The organism is Streptomyces sp. NPDC102406 (genome assembly GCF_044765725.1).
In the GTDB taxonomy this organism is placed as follows: domain Bacteria; phylum Actinomycetota; class Actinomycetes; order Streptomycetales; family Streptomycetaceae; genus Streptomyces.
Genome location: NZ_JBIWKP010000009.1, coordinates 1 through 18,299, shown reverse-complemented (window position 1 = coordinate 18,299; position 18,299 = coordinate 1). Strand labels below are relative to the sequence as shown.

At 69.5% G+C, this 18,299-nt stretch carries 16 protein-coding genes and 1 pseudogene; 4 read left to right on the top strand and 13 right to left on the bottom strand.

Annotation, left to right across the window (positions count from 1 at the left end; all coding sequences use genetic code 11):
* Positions 1-102: 102 nt before the first annotated feature.
* A complete protein-coding gene (locus ACIRF8_RS28945) occupies positions 103-1,143 on the top strand; it encodes a LacI family DNA-binding transcriptional regulator (RefSeq protein ID WP_404219412.1) in 1,041 nt (346 codons plus the stop codon).
* A gap of 62 nt (positions 1,144-1,205) precedes the next feature.
* Here the strand turns inward: ACIRF8_RS28945 and prcA are convergent, their stop codons facing one another.
* The 6 genes and pseudogenes from prcA to arc all read right to left on the bottom strand — a co-directional run bounded on the left by prcA (position 1,206) and on the right by arc (position 7,080).
* Entirely contained in the window at positions 1,206-1,979 is a 774-nt protein-coding gene (gene prcA / locus ACIRF8_RS28940; RefSeq protein ID WP_404219409.1) for a proteasome subunit alpha, read from the bottom strand.
* 61 nt (positions 1,980-2,040) lie between these two features.
* A complete protein-coding gene (gene prcB, locus ACIRF8_RS28935; protein WP_404219407.1) occupies positions 2,041-2,886 on the bottom strand; it encodes a proteasome subunit beta in 846 nt (281 codons plus the stop codon).
* Positions 2,838-3,038: pseudogene (locus tag ACIRF8_RS28930) on the bottom strand (endonuclease domain-containing protein); the annotation flags it as partial. The pseudogene ACIRF8_RS28930 and the gene prcB, both read right to left, overlap by 49 nt.
* 125 nt (positions 3,039-3,163) lie before the next feature.
* Positions 3,164-3,382 carry a ubiquitin-like protein Pup gene (locus ACIRF8_RS28925; RefSeq protein WP_164302263.1) on the bottom strand — a complete coding sequence of 73 codons (219 nt, stop codon included), beginning with the start codon at positions 3,380-3,382 and terminating at the stop codon, positions 3,164-3,166.
* A gap of 161 nt (positions 3,383-3,543) precedes the next feature.
* Positions 3,544-5,055 (bottom strand): depupylase/deamidase Dop, encoded by a 1,512-nt coding sequence (dop, locus tag ACIRF8_RS28920; RefSeq protein ID WP_404219405.1) that lies wholly within the window; start codon positions 5,053-5,055, stop codon positions 3,544-3,546.
* A 258-nt stretch (positions 5,056-5,313) separates the two neighbouring features.
* On the bottom strand, positions 5,314-7,080 hold the full coding sequence (gene arc / locus ACIRF8_RS28915; RefSeq protein ID WP_404219403.1) for a proteasome ATPase: 1,767 nt from the start codon (positions 7,078-7,080) through the stop codon (positions 5,314-5,316).
* A 264-nt stretch (positions 7,081-7,344) separates the two neighbouring features.
* Here arc and ACIRF8_RS28910 point away from each other — a divergent pair, with 264 nt between their 5' ends.
* Positions 7,345-7,659, top strand: coding sequence for a ferredoxin (locus tag ACIRF8_RS28910; protein WP_404219401.1), 315 nt, complete (start codon positions 7,345-7,347; stop codon positions 7,657-7,659).
* Between the two features lie 57 nt (positions 7,660-7,716).
* Here ACIRF8_RS28910 and ACIRF8_RS28905 read toward each other — a convergent pair whose 3' ends face one another.
* The 3 genes from ACIRF8_RS28905 to ACIRF8_RS28895 all read right to left on the bottom strand — a co-directional run bounded on the left by ACIRF8_RS28905 (position 7,717) and on the right by ACIRF8_RS28895 (position 10,940).
* On the bottom strand, positions 7,717-8,295 hold the full coding sequence (locus tag ACIRF8_RS28905) for a hypothetical protein (protein WP_404219399.1): 579 nt from the start codon (positions 8,293-8,295) through the stop codon (positions 7,717-7,719).
* 232 nt (positions 8,296-8,527) lie between these two features.
* Positions 8,528-9,433: a tRNA (adenine-N1)-methyltransferase gene (locus ACIRF8_RS28900; RefSeq protein WP_404219397.1), complete on the bottom strand. Its 906-nt coding sequence runs from the start codon at positions 9,431-9,433 to the stop codon at positions 8,528-8,530.
* A gap of 55 nt (positions 9,434-9,488) precedes the next feature.
* Positions 9,489-10,940 (bottom strand): site-2 protease family protein, encoded by a 1,452-nt coding sequence (locus tag ACIRF8_RS28895; protein ID WP_404219395.1) that lies wholly within the window; start codon positions 10,938-10,940, stop codon positions 9,489-9,491.
* 176 nt (positions 10,941-11,116) lie between these two features.
* Between ACIRF8_RS28895 and ACIRF8_RS28890 the strand changes: the two genes are divergently transcribed.
* Positions 11,117-12,013: a RecB family exonuclease gene (locus tag ACIRF8_RS28890; protein ID WP_404219393.1), complete on the top strand. Its 897-nt coding sequence runs from the start codon at positions 11,117-11,119 to the stop codon at positions 12,011-12,013.
* A 58-nt stretch (positions 12,014-12,071) separates the two neighbouring features.
* On the top strand, positions 12,072-12,743 hold the full coding sequence (locus ACIRF8_RS28885; RefSeq protein WP_255971157.1) for a response regulator transcription factor: 672 nt from the start codon (positions 12,072-12,074) through the stop codon (positions 12,741-12,743).
* Between the two features lie 67 nt (positions 12,744-12,810).
* Here ACIRF8_RS28885 and ACIRF8_RS28880 read toward each other — a convergent pair whose 3' ends face one another.
* From ACIRF8_RS28880 to ACIRF8_RS28865, 4 genes are all read right to left on the bottom strand, one after another.
* A complete protein-coding gene (locus ACIRF8_RS28880) occupies positions 12,811-14,406 on the bottom strand; it encodes an ABC transporter substrate-binding protein (protein ID WP_404219849.1) in 1,596 nt (531 codons plus the stop codon).
* Between the two features lie 74 nt (positions 14,407-14,480).
* Positions 14,481-16,088: an ABC transporter substrate-binding protein gene (locus ACIRF8_RS28875; RefSeq protein ID WP_404219390.1), complete on the bottom strand. Its 1,608-nt coding sequence runs from the start codon at positions 16,086-16,088 to the stop codon at positions 14,481-14,483.
* A 355-nt stretch (positions 16,089-16,443) separates the two neighbouring features.
* Positions 16,444-17,139 carry an HAD family hydrolase gene (locus tag ACIRF8_RS28870; protein WP_404219388.1) on the bottom strand — a complete coding sequence of 232 codons (696 nt, stop codon included), beginning with the start codon at positions 17,137-17,139 and terminating at the stop codon, positions 16,444-16,446.
* A gap of 99 nt (positions 17,140-17,238) precedes the next feature.
* The coding region (locus tag ACIRF8_RS28865) for a vitamin B12 dependent-methionine synthase activation domain-containing protein (protein WP_404219386.1) at positions 17,239-18,299 on the bottom strand (1,061 nt) is incomplete at its 5' end.

The window sequence follows — 18,299 nt, the reverse complement described above, 5'->3', positions numbered from 1 at the left end:
AGTTTTACGTATAACGTCGAGGCGTTATACGTATCACGTGCGCCGTACCGGGAGCCACCCGATAACGTCGACCGTCCCGGGCCCGGACAGACGGAGGCAGCAGTGACCAGCGGAACGGACGGGGCGGCGACCACCCGCCCCACCAGCCGGGACGTGGCGCGCGCCGCCGGCGTCTCACAGGCCGCCGTCTCCCTCGTCATGGGTGAGAAGTGGCGCGGCCGGGTCGCCCCCGCCACCGCCGAGCGCGTCCGCGCCGCCGCCCGCGACCTCGGCTACCGCCCCAACCTCGCGGCCCGCAACCTGCGCCTCGGCCGCACCCGCACCGCCCTGCTCGTCGTCCCCGCGCTCACCAACGAGTTCTTCGCGGGCGTCTACACCGGGGCCGCCCGCATCGCCGCCCAGCACGACTTCGGCGTCGTCCTCTACCCCTCCCCCGACGGCATCGGCCCGGCCCGCGACCCGTTCCCCTCGGCCCGCGCCGCCCTGGACGGCATCCTCGCCTCCTCCATGGCCGCCGACACCCTCACGGCGCTGCGCGGCGACGACCTCCCCCTCGTCATGCTCGACAGCGACCCTGGCGGCAGCCTCGGCGCCACGACCGTGAACCTCGACCTCGCCGACGGCATGCGGCAGATCACCGACCACCTGCTCACCCTCGGCCACCGCCACTTCCTGCACCTCGCCTCGGCGGTGCGGTCCTGGACCTTCGACGTTCGCGCCCGCGAACTGGCCACCGCCGCCGCCCGGTTGCCCGGCACCACCGTCCGCACCGTCCGCTCCGCCCTCACCGTCGAGGACGCCGTGGCCGCCACCGAACGAGCCCTGCACACCAGCGGCCTGATCCAGCCCACCGCGATCGTCTGCGACGACGACAAGCTCGCCACGGGCGCCTACAAGGCCGCCCGGCGCATGGGACTGCGCATCCCCGAACACTTCTCGGTCACCGGTTTCGACGACCTCTCCCTCGCCACCGCCGTCGAACCCGAACTCACCACCGTGCGTCTGCCGGCCGAGGAGTTCGGCGAGCGGGGCATGGCCGCGCTGCTCGCCGTCCTGGAGGGCCGCGCCCCCGAAACCGCGCCGCTCCCCGTCCAGTTGGTGGTCCGCGGCTCGACAGCGCCACCGCCGCGCACCGGGCCCTGACATGAGGATGCCCCGGCCGGTTCACCAACCGGCCGGGGCATCCCCACGACGAACTGCTTGGATCAATCCTCGGCGGAGTCGTCGGAAGTGTCGTCGGAGACCGCGTCGGACGCGGCCTTCGAGGTCTCGGCAGCGCCCTCGGCGGTGAGCAGCCGCGACAACTGACGCCCCGTGATGCGCTTGAACTTACGCTGCTGCGGACGCGTACGGTCGAGCACCGCCACCTCGAGACGCTCGGCGGGGATCTCCCGCTCGCTCCCGTTGGTGTCGCGCGACAGCGCCTGCACGGCCAGCTTCAACGCCTCGGACAGCGTCATCCCGTCCTGGTGACGCTGGTCCAGATAACCGCTGATCTGCTCCGCGTTGCCGCCGACCGCGACCGAGCCGTGCTCGTCCACGATCGAGCCGTCGTGCGGCAGCCGGTAGATCTGGTCGCCCTCGGGGGTCTCGCCGACCTCCGCGACGACCAGCTCCACCTCGTACGGCTTCTCGGCCGCGCTGGAGAAGATGGTGCCCAGCGTCTGCGCGTAGACGTTCGCCAGGCCACGGGCCGTCACGTCGTCGCGGTCGTACGTGTAGCCACGCAGATCCGCGTAACGCACGCCCCCGATACGCAAGTTCTCGTACTCGTTGTACTTGCCGGCGGCCGCGAAGCCGATCCGGTCATAGATCTCGCTGAACTTGTGCAGGGCACGGGACGGGTTCTCGCCGACGAACACGATGCCGTCGGCGTACTGCAGCACGACCAGGCTGCGACCGCGGGCGATGCCCTTGCGCGCGTACTCCGCGCGGTCGGCCATCGCCTGCTGGGGTGAGACATAGAACGGCGTCGACACCGGCTATCCGTCCCTTTCTGTCAGTGACGCGTCAGTGGGGAAAGAAGAGCGAACGGACAGCTCACAGCAGAGCGGCTCGCGGACCGTCCGGCTGCTCCAGACGCCGCTCCAGGATCGCCCGGGCGATCTCCGACGACTCGTCGTCCGTCAGCCTGCGGAACCCGTCCTGCGAGATCACCGTGACGATCGGGAAGATACGGCGCGCCATGTCCGGCCCGCCCGTCGCCGAGTCGTCGTCGGCGGCGTCGTACAGCGCCTGCACGACCAGCGTCGTCGCCTGCTCCTCCGTCAGGTCCTCGCGGTAGAGCTTCTTCATCGACCCGCGCGCGAAGACCGAACCCGAACCGGTGGCGGCGAAGCCGTGTTCCTCGCTGCGCCCGCCCGTGACGTCGTAGGAGAAGATGCGCCCCTTCTCCCGGTCGACGTCGTACCCGGCGAACAGCGGCACCACGGCCAGCCCCTGCATGGCCATGCCGAGGTTGGAGCGGATCATCGTGGAGAGCCGGTTCGCCTTGCCCTCCAGGGAGAGTTGGGCGCCCTCGACCTTCTCGAAGTGCTCCAGCTCCAACTGGAAGAGCTTCACCATCTCGACGGCCAGACCGGCCGTGCCGGCGATACCGACGGCCGAGTACTCGTCCGCCGGGAAGACCTTCTCGATGTCGCGCTGCGCGATCACGTTCCCCATCGTCGCGCGGCGGTCGCCGGCGAGGACGACGCCTCCGGGGAACGTCACGGAGACGATGGTCGTGCCGTGCGGGGCCTCGACGACGCCCTGCGTCGGCGGCAACTGCCGGTTCCCCGGCAGGATTTCCGGCTGGTGCTCGGCCAGGAAGTCCATGAAGGACGACGATCCGGGCGTCAGGAAGGCAGCCGGCAGACGCCCGGTGCTACGAGGGTTGGCTTCCACGCGTTTCCTTCCAGGTAAGCGGCGGCCCGCCGCATCACGTCGGGCCGGTCCTTGAACTGCCCCAAGGCTGCATCGCAGCTGAAGCACAGTACGCCACGGACCCTACCCGTCTCGCGGCAGTGATCCACCTGTTCGGCCGGAGCAGTAGGACAGCGTCCGGCGCGGGCTCGTGCCCCGGCGGACGCTGCTCGCGACAGCGACTTCCAGCGTCGCGAGCAGCGTCGGAGATCCGAGGCGAACACCCGCGATCAACCTTTGGTTCCGAGGTGATCGCGGCTTACTGCCCACCCTTTTGAACGAATGACCGCACGAAGTCCTCCGCGTTCTCCTCAAGGACGTCGTCGATCTCGTCCAGAACCGAGTCGACGTCGTCGCTCAGCTTCTCCTGGCGCTCCTTGAGGTCCTCGGTCGACTGCTCGTCGACCGCCTGCTCCTCGACCTCCTCGGTGGAACGCGTCGCCTTCTGCTGTCCGCCGCCGGTGTCCTTGGTCGCCATATCCAGCTCACCCCGCTCGGTTCGACATACACGTCATACGTGTCGTACAGGCTGCTCGTGATCAGAACCCTACAAGTCAGGTCCGACATCGGCCCCGCAGTTGCCGCAACGTACGGGACCCACCTCTGTGATTCCCCCGCCGCGGGCCTTTCAGCCGCGGATCAGCCACCGGACAGTACGCGCACCAGATCCTCGGCCGTCCGGCACCGGTCGAGCAGCTCCTTGACGTGATTACGCGTTCCGCGTAGGGGCTCCAGGGTGGGGACCCGTTGCAGGGAGTCACGGCCGGGCAGGTCGAAGATGACCGAGTCCCAGGAGGCCGCGGCGACGTCGTCGGCGTACTGCTCGAGGCAGCGCCCGCGGAAGTAGGCCCTGGTGTCCTCAGGCGGCGCCGTACGGGCCCTCTCGACCTCGTCCTCGGTCAGCAGGCGCTTCATCTTGCCGCGGGCCGCGAGACGGTTGTAGAGGCCCTTGTCGGCCCGTACGTCGGCGTACTGGAGGTCGACCAGGTGCAGCCGCGCCGCGTCCCAGTCGAGGTCGTCGCGGCGCCGGTAGCCCTCCATGAGCTCGCGCTTGGCCACCCAGTCCAGCTCGCCGGAGAGGCTCATGGGGTCGCTCTCCAGGCGGCCTAGCACGTCCTCCCAGCGGGTCAGGACGTCCTTGGTCTGCTCGTCCGCGTCGGCGCCGAATCGTTCCTCGACGTACTTCCTGGCCAGCTCGAAGTACTCCATCTGGAGCTGGACGGCGGTGAGGGTCCGACCGCTGCGCAGCGTGATCAGGTGCTGGAGCGTCGGGTCGTGGGAGACCTGGTGGAGGGTGCGGACCGGCTGGTCCACGGCCAGGTCGACGGCGATGAAGCCGTCCTCGATCATGGAGAGGACCAGGGCCGTCGTACCGAGTTTCAGATACGTCGAGATCTCGGAGAGGTTGGCGTCACCGATGATCACGTGCAGGCGGCGGTACTTCTCCGCGTCCGAGTGCGGTTCGTCGCGGGTGTTGATGATCGGGCGCTTGAGGGTCGTCTCCAGTCCGACCTCGACCTCGAAGTAGTCCGCGCGCTGGCTGAGCTGGAAGCCGTGCTCGTGCCCGTCCTGACCGAGGCCCACGCGGCCCGCGCCGGTGACGACCTGACGGGAGACGAAGAAGGGCGTCAGATGGCGCACGATGTCCGAGAAGGGGGTCTCCCGCTTCATCAGGTAGTTCTCGTGCGTCCCGTAGGAGGCGCCCTTGTTGTCGGTGTTGTTCTTGTAGAGGTGGATCGGCTGGGCGCCGGGGAGCTGGGCCGCGCGGTCGGCCGCCTCCGCCATGATGCGCTCGCCGGCCTTGTCCCACAGGACGGCGTCGCGGGGATTGGTGATCTCCGGAGAGCTGTACTCGGGGTGCGCGTGGTCCACGTAGAGGCGGGCGCCGTTGGTGAGGATGACATTGGCCAGGCCGATGTCCTCGTCGGTGAGCTGGCTGGAGTCGGCGGCTTCCCGCGCGAGGTCGAAGCCCCGGGCGTCGCGCAGCGGGTTCTCTTCCTCGAAGTCCCAGCGGGCGCGGCGGGCCCGGTGCATCGCCGCCGCGTACGCGTTGACGATCTGGGACGAGGTGAGCATGGCATTGGCATTGGGGTGGCCGGGGACGGAGATCCCGTACTCCGTCTCGATGCCCATTACTCGCCGTACGGTCATGCGGCCCTCCTTGCCCGGCGGCGCCCTCGGTCGGGGGCGCCGCTCAAGTACCGCTGGTTCTCCGATGCGCGTGCGGTGCCCGTCCCCGCACGGCGCGACTCGGCGGTATGAAAGAGCCTAGAACGCCTCCGCGCTGGTGGGGAGATCATTTGCGTCATTGCTTCGCTCCGGCGTCGAGCGGGTGGTCGGCGAGGTAGTTGCCCGGAAAAACAGTGGGCTGCGGGTGCCCGGTCCGGGCACCCGCAGCCACCCTGTCTTTTACAGGTACTGACCGGTGTTCGCCACCGTGTCGATGGAACGTCCGGTGTCCGCGCCCTGCTTTCCGGTGACGAGGGTGCGGATGTAGACGATCCGCTCGCCCTTCTTGCCGGAGATCCGGGCCCAGTCGTCCGGGTTGGTGGTGTTGGGCAGGTCCTCGTTCTCCTTGAACTCGTCGATGCAAGCCTGGAGGAGATGCGAGACCCTGAGGCCCTTCTGGTTCTGTTCGAGGAAGGCCTTGATGGCCATCTTCTTGGCGCGTCCCACGATGTTCTCGATCATCGCGCCGGAGTTGAAGTCCTTGAAGTACAGGACTTCCTTGTCGCCGTTGGCGTACGTGACTTCGAGGAAGCGGTTCTCCTCGGATTCCGCGTACATGTGCTCCACGGCGGTCTGGATCATGTTGGCCACCGTGGCCGCCCGGTCGCTGCCGTGCTCGCCGAGGTCGTCGGCGTGCAGGGGCAGGCGCTGGGTGAGGTACTTGCCGAAGATGTCCTTGGCGGCCTCGGCGTCCGGGCGCTCGATCTTGATCTTCACGTCGAGTCGTCCGGGCCGCAGGATGGCCGGGTCGATCATGTCCTCACGGTTGGAGGCACCGATCACGACCACGTTCTGCAGGCCCTCGACGCCGTCGATCTCGGCGAGGAGCTGGGGGACGATGGTGTTCTCCACGTCCGAGCTGACGCCCGAGCCACGGGTACGGAACAGGGACTCCATCTCGTCGAAGAAGACGATGACGGGGGTGCCCTCGCTGGCCTTCTCGCGGGCACGCTGGAAGACGAGGCGGATCTGCCGCTCGGTCTCGCCGACGTACTTGTTGAGAAGCTCGGGACCCTTGATGTTGAGGAAGAAGCTCTTCCCCTGGCCCTGTCCGGTCACCTCGGCGACCTTCTTGGCAAGGGAGTTGGCCACCGCCTTGGCGATCAGGGTCTTGCCGCAGCCGGGAGGCCCGTACAGCAGGACGCCCTTGGGCGGCCGCAGTTCGTGCTCCCGGTACAGGTCCGGGTAGAGGTAGGGCAGCTCGACCGCGTCGCGGATCAGTTCGATCTGGTTGCCCAGGCCGCCGATCTGCTCGTAGCCGATGTCCGGCACCTCTTCGAGGACCAGTTCCTCCACTTCGCTCTTCGGTACGACTTCGTAGACATAGCCGGAACGGGGTTCGAGAAGCAGCGCGTCGCCGGGCCGGATGACGACGTCGAGCAGCGGTTCGGCGAGCCGGACCACCCTCTCCTCGTCCGTGTGGCCGGTGACCAGGGCGCGCTCGCCGTCCTCAAGGATCTCCTTGAGGGTGACGATGTCGCCGACGCTCTCGAACTCCATGGCCTCGACCACGTTGAGCGCTTCGTTGAGCATGACTTCCTGGCCGCGCCTGAGCTCGTCGAGCTCGACGCTGGGGCTGACGTTCACCCGGAGTTTTCGGCCGCCGGTGAAGATGTCGGCGGTGCCGTCCTCATTGGCCGTGAGGAAGACTCCGAAGCCGGCCGGCGGCTGCGCGAGCCGGTCGACCTCCTCCTTGAGGGCCACGATCTGGTCGCGGGCCTCGCGGAGGGTGTTCGCCAGTCGTTCGTTCTGAGCGGACACGCCGGCCAGATTGGTCTGCAGCTCGACGATCCGCTCTTCGAGAATCCTCGTATGACGCGGAGAGTCGGCGAGCTTGCGCCGCAGGACGGCGATTTCCTGCTCGAGATAGGCAATCTGCCCGGCGGGGTCGTCGGACCCTCGTCCCGGGCGGATGCCGCGGTTGATGTCGTCGTCGTGGGCTGCCACGGTCCTCACCTCCTCCAAGGGGAGCTGGACGCTTCCAGACCCTACCTGGGTGGGTGTTGATTGAAACCCCTAGATCACAAAGACGGTCGAGGTGTGTCCGATCTTCACCCTTGCGCTCTCCCTCACGCCAGGGGAATACCCACCCAACAACATCGGAAAGCGGGCGGTTGTAGGGTCGAACTGTTCAACACCCGTCAGGCCCGGCCCGACTTGCTCTTGTGAAGTCGGATTTCCGGGGCCACGACGCAGGAAACGGCAGGAGACATGAGCGTGCGGCAAGAGGCCGGATCCACCACCGACAGCAGCGTTCCGCTGGAGGTGTGGATCGACCAGGACCTGTGCACCGGCGACGGGATCTGCGCTCAGTACGCCCCGGAGGTGTTCGAGCTGGACATCGACGGGCTCGCATATGTGAAGAGCCCCGACGACGAGCTGTTGCAGGACGCGGGTGCCTCAACACCCGTACCGCTGCCTCTCCTCACGGATGTGGTGGCGTCCGCGAAGGAGTGCCCGGGCGACTGCATCCATGTACGCCGCGTTTCGGACAGGGTCGAGGTGTACGGGCCCGACGCGGCCTGACACGGGACGAGGGGCCCCGCTCACCGGAGAACCGGGTGCGGGGCCTTTCGTGTCGCCTCAGACGCTGTGGGCGCCGGCCGGGGTGGACCGGACGAACGTGCCGCCGCGCCACTGCCACTTGGCCTGCTCGTGGACGTCCGGGCGGTAGCGCGGCACCGCGTCGGAGGAGTAGCCGGCGAGGGTGGCGGTGACGGCTCGGTCCCTTACGGCGAGGTCGGTGACGGAGAACTGGTCCTTAGGGTCGACGAGCGTGGCGACGATGCGGGGCTTGTCGGCGCCCCTCGGCCGGATGAGGACATAGACGCCGCTCGGCGGAGTACCGGAGCCCGCGTCGCAGCGGACGACGGCGACCGTCTCGGGGCGTCCGTCGCCGTCGAGGTCGCCGGAGGCCTTCTTCTGGACGAGCAGCTCGACCGGTCCGCAGTCGACGGGGAAGTGGACGGCGGCCGGGTCGGGCGGTGCGACGGCGCGGGCCGTGGCGCCGGGCGTCCTGGGCTCGGGCTGGGCCGCGGTGGCCGCGCCCGGCTGGAGGAAGCCGGAGGCCGCGACGACGGCGGCGAGGGCCGCGGCCGTGGCCAGCCAGTGGATGGGTCGGGTGGTGGTGTGCGCCAGCTCCGGGACGGCGGGTTGCTGCACGAGGAGTGTCTCCTGTGAGGGCTGTGCCGGTGGGGTGGCCAGCATCGTGCCATACGTCACAGTGCGGGGGAACGGCGGGGTCCGCCGGGTCCGCGGTGGCTCCTGGTGCGGGTGCTGCCGCCGGGTCAACGAACGGACACCGCCGCCCGGTTCCCGTTCGCGGCGGTGAACTGGGCGGCGGCGCCGTCATGTTGTGCGGTCCCGCGGTGCCGGGCAGCGGCGGGTCGCCGGCTCAGCGACCGCGGCTGCCGCCGTCCGCGTTCGGCCCGTCGTAGTCCTCGCCGTACGCGCCCTTGGCGGGGCGGCGGCGGCGCATGGGCGGCTCGACGCCGTCCGCGAGGCGGCGGGCGGTGAGCAGGAAGCCGGTGTGGCCGATCATCCGGTGGTCGGGGCGGACGGCGAGGCCCTCCACGTGCCAGTTGCGGATCATCGACTCCCACGAGGTCGGCTCGTTGAAGCAGCCGATCTCGCGAATGGACTCGACGGTGCGGGCGAGCTGGGTGGTGGTGGCCACGTAGCAGCAGAGGATGCCGCCGGGGACGAGCGCCTTCTTGACGACGTCCAGGCACTCCCAGGGGGCGAGCATGTCGAGGATGACGCGGTCGACGTCGCCGTCGGTGAGGTTGTCCTGGAGGTCGCCGACGGTGAGCTGCCAGGCGGGGTGCGGGCCACCGAAGTAGCGCTCCACGTTCGCCCGCGCGATCTCGGCGAAGTCCTCGCGGCGCTCGTACGAGTGCAGCATGCCCTGGTCACCGATGGCGCGCAGCAGGAAGCTGCTGAGCGAGCCGGAGCCCACGCCCGCTTCGACGACGCGGGCGCCGGGGAAGATGTCGGCGAAGGCGAGGATCTGCCCCGCGTCCTTGGGGTAGACCACGGCGGCGCCGCGGGGCATGGACAGGACGTAGTCGGGGAGCAGGGGGCGCAGCGCGAGGTAGGCGACGTTTCCGGTGGTGCGGACAACGCTGCCCTCGGGTGCGCCGATCAGCTCGTCGTGCGGGAAGGAACCCTTGTGGGTGTGGAAGTTCTTTCCCTCTTCGAGCGTGAACGTGTAGTGGCGGCCCTTGGGGTCGGTCAGCTGTACCTGGTCCCCGACCTTGAAGGGCCCGCGTCGGCGGGCGGCACCGGTCGGTTCGGACATGTGACCAGCCTACCGGCCCCGGCGGTGGCCGCCGACCATGTGGGTGGCGGGTGCTCTACGAGGGCCGGGCCATGGCCTTGACGAAGGCGCGCTCCACGTCGGCGGCGGAGAGGACGCCGTAGATGGCGCCGTCCTCCTCGACGACGAGGTACTCGGTGGCGGGGGTGGCGCGGAGGGTGTCGAGGAGGTCTTCCCCGGCCAGTTCGGCGGAGACGCGCATGCCGTCCGTGAGGTCCTGGGCGAGGCCGCCGACGGTGACCCAGGGGCGGCGGTGCTCGGGGACGCCGACGATGGCGGCCTCGCGGACCAGGGAGCGGGGGTCGCCGTCGGCGTCGACGACGACGAGGGCGCGGGCGCCGGACTCGTTGGCGCGGCGCAGGGCCTCGGAGAGCGGGGTCGTGGCGGCCACGGGGACGGCGCGGCGGGTGAGGGTGCGGGCGCGCAGGTCGGGGAGGTGTTCGCGGAGCCGGGCCATGCGCAGGCTGTTGCCGGCGCCGGTCCAGATGATCGCGGCGAGGATGGCGGCCAGCAGGGCGTCGGTGACGGTGTCCATGCCGCTGACGTCCTCGGTGTTCTCGCCGAGTGCGCCGGACTGGGTGAGCAGGGGCAGGCCGATGAGGACGGTGACGGCGAGGGCGCGGCCGACCCAGGCGGCGGCGACGGTGCCGCTCATCGGTTTGCCGGTGATCTTCCAGACGACGGCGCGGAGCATCCGGCCGCCGTCGAGGGGCAGGCCGGGCAGCAGGTTGAAGACGGCGACGATGAGGTTGGAGACCATCAGGCCGGCGAGCAGGACGCCGGGGACGGTGCCGGGTTCGACGGCCGTCATGCCGAGGTAGAAGACGCCGGACAGGACGAGGGAGAGCAGGGGTCCGACGAAGGCGAGGACGAACTCGCGGCCCGGGGTCTCGGACTCCTTCTCGATCTCGGAGACGCCGCCGAAGAACTGGAGCTGGATGCGGCGGACGGGGAGCTTGAAGCGCAGGGCGGCGACGACGTGGGCCAGTTCGTGGACGAGCACGGAGGCGTAGAAGGCGACCGCGAAGAAGAGGGAGACCAGGTAGCGGGCGGCGCCGAGTGCGGGCAGGACGCGGTCGAGCTGGCCGCCGAAGACCCAGGTGATGAGCGCGGCCACGAGGAACCAGCTCGGGGCGACGTAGACGGGGACGCCGAAGGGGCGCCCCATGAGGATGCCGCCGCGGGGGCTGGGGGGCTTGGCGGGGCCCTTGCGCTTGCCGGAGGTGGCGGCGGCCCGGTCGGGGTGGGTGTCGTGGGCGCGGGCGGGCGGGGCGGCGGGGCTGCCGTCCCGGTCGGCGGGCGCCTGGTGCGGGGCCGGGTCCCGCGGGTCCTGCGGGGGTTGCTGCGAGGAGGACGCCGCGGCGCTCTCCTGGGTGGGGGTGGAGGGCGCGGCGGAGTCCGGCCGGGCCTGCGCGGGGTGCCCCCCGGTGTCCTCCGCCGGCGGCGTCGCCTCGCCGGTGCCGGACTGCGGCTGCCCGCTCTCGTCCACGGTGATCCCTCGGTCCCCTCGTTCGAAGCGTTTCCCGCCGGGCGGGACGTTCTGGCGTCGATGGTATGCGGACGGTGTCCGGCGGCCCCCGTCGACTCCCCCGGGGCCACGCTACGCAAGACGCGGGGGACGCGCAGGTGCCTGACTGTCGGTGGCGGGCCGTATCGTCGTGGGACATGGAGACCAGTACCGAGACGGGCCCGGAGTCCGGGCCCGTGACCGCCGCCGTGACCGCCGCCGTGGCCGCTGTCGCGCCGGCGTCGCTGTCGCCGTCGCGCGCCGGTGATTTCATGCAGTGCCCGTTGTTGTACCGGTTCCGGGTGATCGACAAGTTGCCGGAGAAGCCGAGTGAGGCCGCGACGCGGGGCACGCTGGTCCATGCCGTGCTGGAGAGACTGTTCGACGCCCCGGCCGGGGAGCGGACCGCGCCGCGGGCCAAGTCGCTGATCCCGGGCCAGTGGGACCGGCTGCGGGAGTCGAGGCCGGAGCTGGGGGAGCTGTTCGCCGACGACGCCGGGGGCGAGCGGATGGCGCGGTGGCTCGGTGACGCGGAGCGCCTGGTCGAGCGGTGGTTCACGCTGGAGGACCCGACGCGTCTCGAGCCCGCCGAGCGGGAGCTGTTCGTCGAGGCGGAGCTGGAGTCGGGGCTGCGGCTGCGCGGGATCATCGACCGGGTCGATGTGGCCCCCACCGGTGAGGTGCGCATCGTCGACTACAAGACGGGCAAGGCGCCCCGGCCGGAGTACGCCGAGGGCGCGCTGTTCCAGATGAAGTTCTACGCGCTGGTGGTGTGGCGGCTGAAGGGTGTCGTGCCGCGGCGGCTCCAGCTCGTCTATCTGGGCAGCGGCGATGTGGTGACCTACGACCCGGTCGTCGCCGATCTGGAGCGGGTGGAGCGCAAGCTGCACGCGCTGTGGGACGCGATCAAGCTGGCCACCGAGACCGGTGAGTGGCGACCGCGGCCGACGAAGCTGTGCGGCTGGTGCGACCACCAGGCCGTCTGCCCGGAGTTCGGCGGGACTCCCCCGCCGTATCCGCTGCCGGTGCGCTCGCCCGCCGGTGATCCGGCCTGATCCGGACCCTCCGCGCCCGGCAGGGCAGAATGGGGCGGGACTATCGAAGGAGAGTTTCGTGGCCATCCGCGTCCTATTGGTCGATGACCAGCCGCTGCTGCGTACGGGCTTCCGCATGATCTTGGAGGCCGAGCAGGACATCGCGGTCGTCGGCGAGGCCGGCGACGGCCTCCAGGCTCTGGACCAGGTGCGGGCGCTCCAGCCCGATGTGGTGCTCATGGACATCCGGATGCCGCGGATGGACGGGGTGGAGGCGACCCGGCAGATCAGCGGTCCCGGCAAGGACGGTCCGGCGAAGGTGCTCGTCCTGACGACGTTCGATCTCGACGAGTACGTGGTGGAGGCGTTGAAGGCGGGGGCCAGCGGTTTTCTCCTCAAGGACGCCCCGGCCAATGAGCTGGTGCAGGCGATCCGGGTGGTCGCGGCGGGTGAGGCGATGCTCGCGCCGAGCATCACGCGTCGGCTGCTCGACAAGTACGCGGATCATCTTCCGTCGGGTGACGAGCCGGTGCCGGACACCTTGCACACGTTGACCGAGCGTGAGGTGGAGGTGCTGAAGCTGGTGGCGCGGGGTCTGTCGAACGCGGAGATCGCCGCCGATCTGTTCGTGAGCGAGACGACCGTGAAGACCCATGTCGGGCATGTGCTCACGAAGTTGGGCCTGCGCGACCGGGTGCAGGCGGCCGTGTACGCGTACGAGAGCGGTCTCGTGCGGCCGGGCGCTCAGTAGAGACACGGACGCGCGAAGGCGGCGGTCACCCGGTGGGTGGCCGCCGCCTTCGTGTCGAGCGGGGCTGTCAGCCCTTGCTGATCTCCCAGAAGCGGAAGACGGTCGACGCGTCGAGGCAGTTCTCCAGGCCGTAGACGTTGTCGCGGGCGACGGCGTACTGCTTGGCCTGCCACACCGGCAGGATCGGCAGTTGCCTGGCGACGATGTCCTGGAGCTGCTCGTACTGCTTGCTGGTGGCGGCGCGGTCGCTCTGGGCGCCGGTCTGCGGGATGATCGTGCCGGTGATGGCGCTGTTGGCGTAGTTGTTGCCGAGGACGTTGTCCTTGCCGAAGAACGGCTGGGTGAAGTTGTCCGGGTCCGGATAGTCGGGCACCCAGCCCTTGACGTAGACGCCGTACTTGCCGGACTTGATGTCCCGCTCGTACTGGGCGAACGCCACGGACTTGACGTCCGCGTCGAACAGGCCGCTCGCGTTGAGCTGCTTGGCGATGGCGGTCAGCTCGGCGTCGGTGGCCGGTCCGTAGCGCGACGGCGTGGACCAGAGCGTCAGCTTGACCTTGGCCGTGATGCCGTCGGCGCGCAGCGCGGCCCGGGCCTCGCTCGTGGAGGGGCGGGCGCCGTAGGTGTCGAAGAAGGCGGTGGTGTGGCCGGTGATGCCCGCCGGGATGATCGAGTACAGCGAGGTCGCGGTGTTGTCGTAGACCTCGTCGATGAGGGCGTCGCGGTCGATCAGACGGGCGATGGCCTTGCGGACGGCGAGTTTGCCGGCGACCGGGTCCTTCATGTTGAAGACGAGGTGCTGGACCTCGGCGCTGGTGCCCTCGACGACATCGAGCTGGCTCGCCGCGTCGGCGTCCTTGCCGCCGGCCGCCTGGATGTCGGCGATGTCCTTGGCGGCGAGGCCGCGGTAGGCGAGGTCGACGTCCCCGTCGAGCAGGGACTTCTTCAGGCCCGTCTGGTCACCGTGGAAGAACTTCAGGGTGACGCCGGTGTTCTTGACCTTGGCGGTGCCGCGGTACTTGTCGTTGACGGAGAACGCCGCTTCGTTCTTGTCGAACGAGTCGAGCCGGTACGGGCCGGAGCCGACGGCCTTGCCGTCCTTGCGCAGGGCGTCGCTCGGGTACGCGGTGTGGTCGACGATCGATCCGGCGCCCGAGGCGATCTTACTGGGGAAGGTGGCGTCGGGGTACGTGAGCCGGAACACGACGGTCCTGGCGTCGGGCGTCTCCACCTTGTCCAGCATGGGGAACATGATGGCGGGGCCGGCGTCGTCGTTGATCTTCATCATGCGGTCGAAGGAGAACTTGACGTCCTTCGAGGTGAGCGCGTTGCCGTTGCTGAACCTGAGGCCGGGGCGCAGGGTGCACGAGTAGACCTTGGTGGCGGAGTCGCTGAAGTGGCACTCCTTGGCGGCCTCGGGCTCCGGCTCGGTGCCTCCGTTGGGGAAGCTGAGCAGGGACTGGAAGACGTTGTTGAACAGCAGCCACGAGCCGGGGTCGTAACCGGACGCAGGGTCGGTGGCCTGGATGTCGTCGGACATGCCCATGACCACGGTGTCGCCGGTGGAGCCGGAACCGCCCTGGTCCGAACCGCAGCCGGTCAGCAGTGCCGCGGCGAGTCCCACGCCGAGGGGCAGGGACAACCATTGGTCGCGCATTCTCACGTACATGCCTTGTCGTTGGTCGTACGGTGACGGGCGGGGCCGGCCGCGGCTGCGGGACCGGCCCCACGGAGGGTTCAGCCGCTGACGCCGCGGCTCAGTTCCCAGAGCTGGAGGACCGAGGAGGAGGACAGCGCCCACTCCACGCCGGTGATGTCGTCGCGGGCGGCGACGTACTGCTTGCCCTGCCACAGCGGCAGGACGGGCACGTCGTCGGCGACGGTGTTCTGGATCTGCTGGAGGCTCTTGGCGGCGGTGAGCCGGTCGGCCTCACGGCGCTCGGCCGGGATCAGGTCGCCCCGGATGCGGCCGTTCGCGTAGGGGGACGCGAGGAAGTTGTCCTTGTCGAGGAAGGGCGCGAGGAAGTTGTCGGCGTCGGGGAAGTCGGGGAACCAGCCCATGCCGTAGACGTCGTACTTGCCCTTGAGCTGCGCCGCGCGGTAGGTGTCCCAGATGTCGCCCTTGATGTCGACGTCGAACAGGCCGCTGGCGTTGAGCTGCTTCTGAAGGACCTCGAACTCCTTCTTGGTGGCCGAACCGTAGTGGTCGCTCGTGTAGTGCAGCGTGAGCTTGACCGGCGTGGTGATGTCGGCCCCGCTCAGCGTGGCGGCGGCCTTCGCCCTGTCCGGGTCGCCGTACTTGTTGAAGAAGGAGTTCTGGTGGCCCGTGATGCCCGCGGGCACCAGCGAGTACAGCGGCTCGGCGGTGGTGCCGTACACGCTCGACGCGAGTTCGCCGCGGTCCACGAGCTGTGCCATGGCCTGGCGGACGGCCTTGGTGCGGACGCTGTCGGCCGTGGTGGTGAAGCCGAGGTAGCGGATCTCCATGCCCGGCATCTCGACCAGGTTGATGTTCTCGGGCGGGGTGGTCGAGTACTTCTTGATCTGCTCCGGGGACATGGTGCGCGTCATCATGTCGACGTCGCCCTTCTCCAGCGCCTCGCCCATGGCGTCGGCGCCCGCGAAGGAGACCAGCTCCACCTTGTCGTTCTTCGGCTTCAACTGCCCCTTGTAGTGGGGGTTCTTGGTGAAGACGGTCTTGACGACGGTCTTGCCGTCGACCTCGGCCTTCATCGTGTACGGGCCGGAGCCGTCCACCTCGAAGCCGTCGCGCAGCTTGTTCTTCGCGTAGTCGTCGGGGTTGACGATGCCGGCGGTGGGCGTGGCCAGCTTGTACGGGAAGGTGGCGTCCGGGGTGTTGAGGTGGAAGACCACCTCGCGGTCGCCCTGCGTCTCGATCGTGTCGATCGTGGAGAGCAGGCCGTACGACATGCTGCTGCTCTTGATGGCGCGGACGCGGTCGATGGAGTACTTCACGTCGGCCGCGGTGACGGGGTCGCCGTCGGCGAACTGCAGGTCCTTGCGCAGCTTGCAGACGTAGCGCTCGCTGCCGCTGTCGGTGAAGATGCAGCTCTCGGCGGCCTCGGGCACCGGGTCGCCGCTGCCGCTGCGGGGCATCGCCATCAGCGTCTGCACGGTCTGGCGCAGCACGTTCCAGGACCCGGCGTCATAGGCGTACGCGGGGTCGAACGGGGCGGGGACCGCCTTCGACGCGATGAACCGGTCGGTGGTGCCCACGGCGATCGCGTCGCCGCCCTTGTCCCCGCTGTCGGACCCGCCACAGGCGGCGAGCACAGGGGCAAGCAGACCGATGACGGCCGGCAGCACCAAAGTCTTGCGGTTCATGCTCGTGTTTCTCCAGAGCTGTCGAACCCGTGGCCGGGGCAGGGGTGGTGCACGCGGGGCACGGGAGGGTTACGGCGATGTTCTCGCGACGACATTAATGGGCTCGCCGTCGCGGTCCGCAGGCGCTGGAGCCACTCGTCCATCACGCAGCGGAACCAGGCGTGGACGCACCGAAAACACCTCAGGAGGAAGGTTCGGCGCACGGAGCCACCAATCAGGACACAAGGTCACCTCCCCAAGCACGCGCAGTGATGCCGCAGCATGGTCGGCCAGGCCTGTCGAGCCCCGGTGGAGTGGGAAAGGTCACACGGGCAACTGGATTGGCGTGCGCGGCGATTCGGCCATCCCTCGCGTGTCAGGGCGTCATCAGGCCATGCAGAAAAGGCAGGTTGACGTGTTCGAGGGAGGGGACGACCGTACGCCGGCGGGCCGGCTCGATGGGCGTGAGGGAGGGGACGGCGACGACATGGCAGCCCGCGGCCTCGGCGGCGGCGACGCCCGTCGCGGTGTCCTCGATGACGGCACAGCGCGTGGGGTCGGCGCTCAGCCCGGAGGCGGCGATCAGATACGGGTCGGGGTACGGCTTGGTGCGGGTGACCTCGTCACCGGCGACGCTGAGCCGGAAGTGCTCGGCGCCGAGCGAGTGCAGGACGCGGTCGATGATGCGCCGGTGGGAGGCGGAGACGAGCGCGGTCGGCACCTGGTGGGCGGAGAGTTCGGCGAGGAGTCTCGCGGCGCCCGGCATCAGCGGCAGCGACTGGGCGATGCGCCGCTCGAAGGCGTCGTTGAGCAGGACGGTGACCTCAGGGAGGGTGATGTCGGCGCCGGTCGCCTCGATGAGGAAGCCCGCGCTGCGGGTCATCGGGCCGCCGACGACGACCTGCTTCCAGGCCGGGTCCAGGGTGTGGCCGAGGGCGGCGAAGACGGCGCTCTCGGCGTCCCACCAGAAGCCCTCGGTGTCGACGAGGGTGCCGTCCATGTCGAGGAGTACGGCCTGGAGCGTGGAGCCTTCGGCCGTTCGGGTACCGAGCGCGGGAACCGTACTGGTCATCCGAGTACACCTCCATGAGGGACGAGAAGGCCGGTCACCCTCCCTGCGCGGGAGGGCGACCGGCCTGTGCTGGACCGACCAGTGTACGACTGTCGCGGATTACCGCGCGTTGAAGTACTTCGCCTCGGGGTGGTGGATGACGATGGCGTCGGTGGACTGCTCGGGGTGGAGCTGGAACTCCTCGGAGAGGTGGACGCCGATCCGCTCGGGTTCGAGCAGCGCGGCGATCTTGGCGCGGTCCTCCAGGTTGGGGCAGGCGCCGTAGCCGAGGGAGAAGCGGGCGCCGCGGTACTTCAGGTCGAACATGTCCTGCATCGCGTCCGGGTCCTCGCCGCCGAAGCCGAGCTCGGAGCGGACGCGGGCGTGCCAGTACTCGGCGAGCGCCTCGGCCAACTGCACGGACAGGCCGTGGAGTTCGAGGTAGTCGCGGTAGGAGTCGGCGGCAAAGAGTTCGGCGGTGGCCTCGCCGATCCTCGAGCCGACGGTGACGACCTGGAGGCCGACGACGTCCCTCTCGCCCGACTCCTCGGGGCGGAAGAAGTCGGCCAGGCACAGCCGCCGGCCGCGGCGCTGGCGCGGGAAGGTGAACCGGGTCCGCTCGTTGCCCTGCTCGTCCAGGATGATCAGGTCGTCGCCCTTGGACACGCACGGGAAGTAGCCGTAGACGACGGCCGCCTCCAGCATGTTCTTGGTGTGCAGTTCGTCGAGCCAGCCGCGAAGGCGCGGTCGGCCCTCGCTCTCCACCAGCTCCTCGTAGGTGGGCCCGTTACCGGTACGCGCCTGCTTCAGGCCCCATTGGCCCTTGAACAGGGCGCCCTCGTCGAGCCAGGAGGCGTACTCCTTGAGCTGGATGCCCTTGATGACGCGGGTGCCCAGGAACGGCGGGGTGGGGACCGGGTTGTCGGTGGCGACGTCCGAGCGCGCGGGTCCCTCGTCGGGCTGCTCCTCGACCACCGTGGTGCTCGCCTTGACCCGGCGCTGTTTGAGTTCGGGCAGGGTGGCGCCGGGGACACCGCGTTTGACCGCGATGAGGGCGTCCATCAGGCGCAGTCCCTCGAACGCGTCACGGGCGTAGCGGACCTCGCCCTCGTAGATCTCGTGGAGGTCTTGTTCGACGTAGGCGCGGGTGAGGGCGGCGCCGCCGAGGATGACGGGGTAGT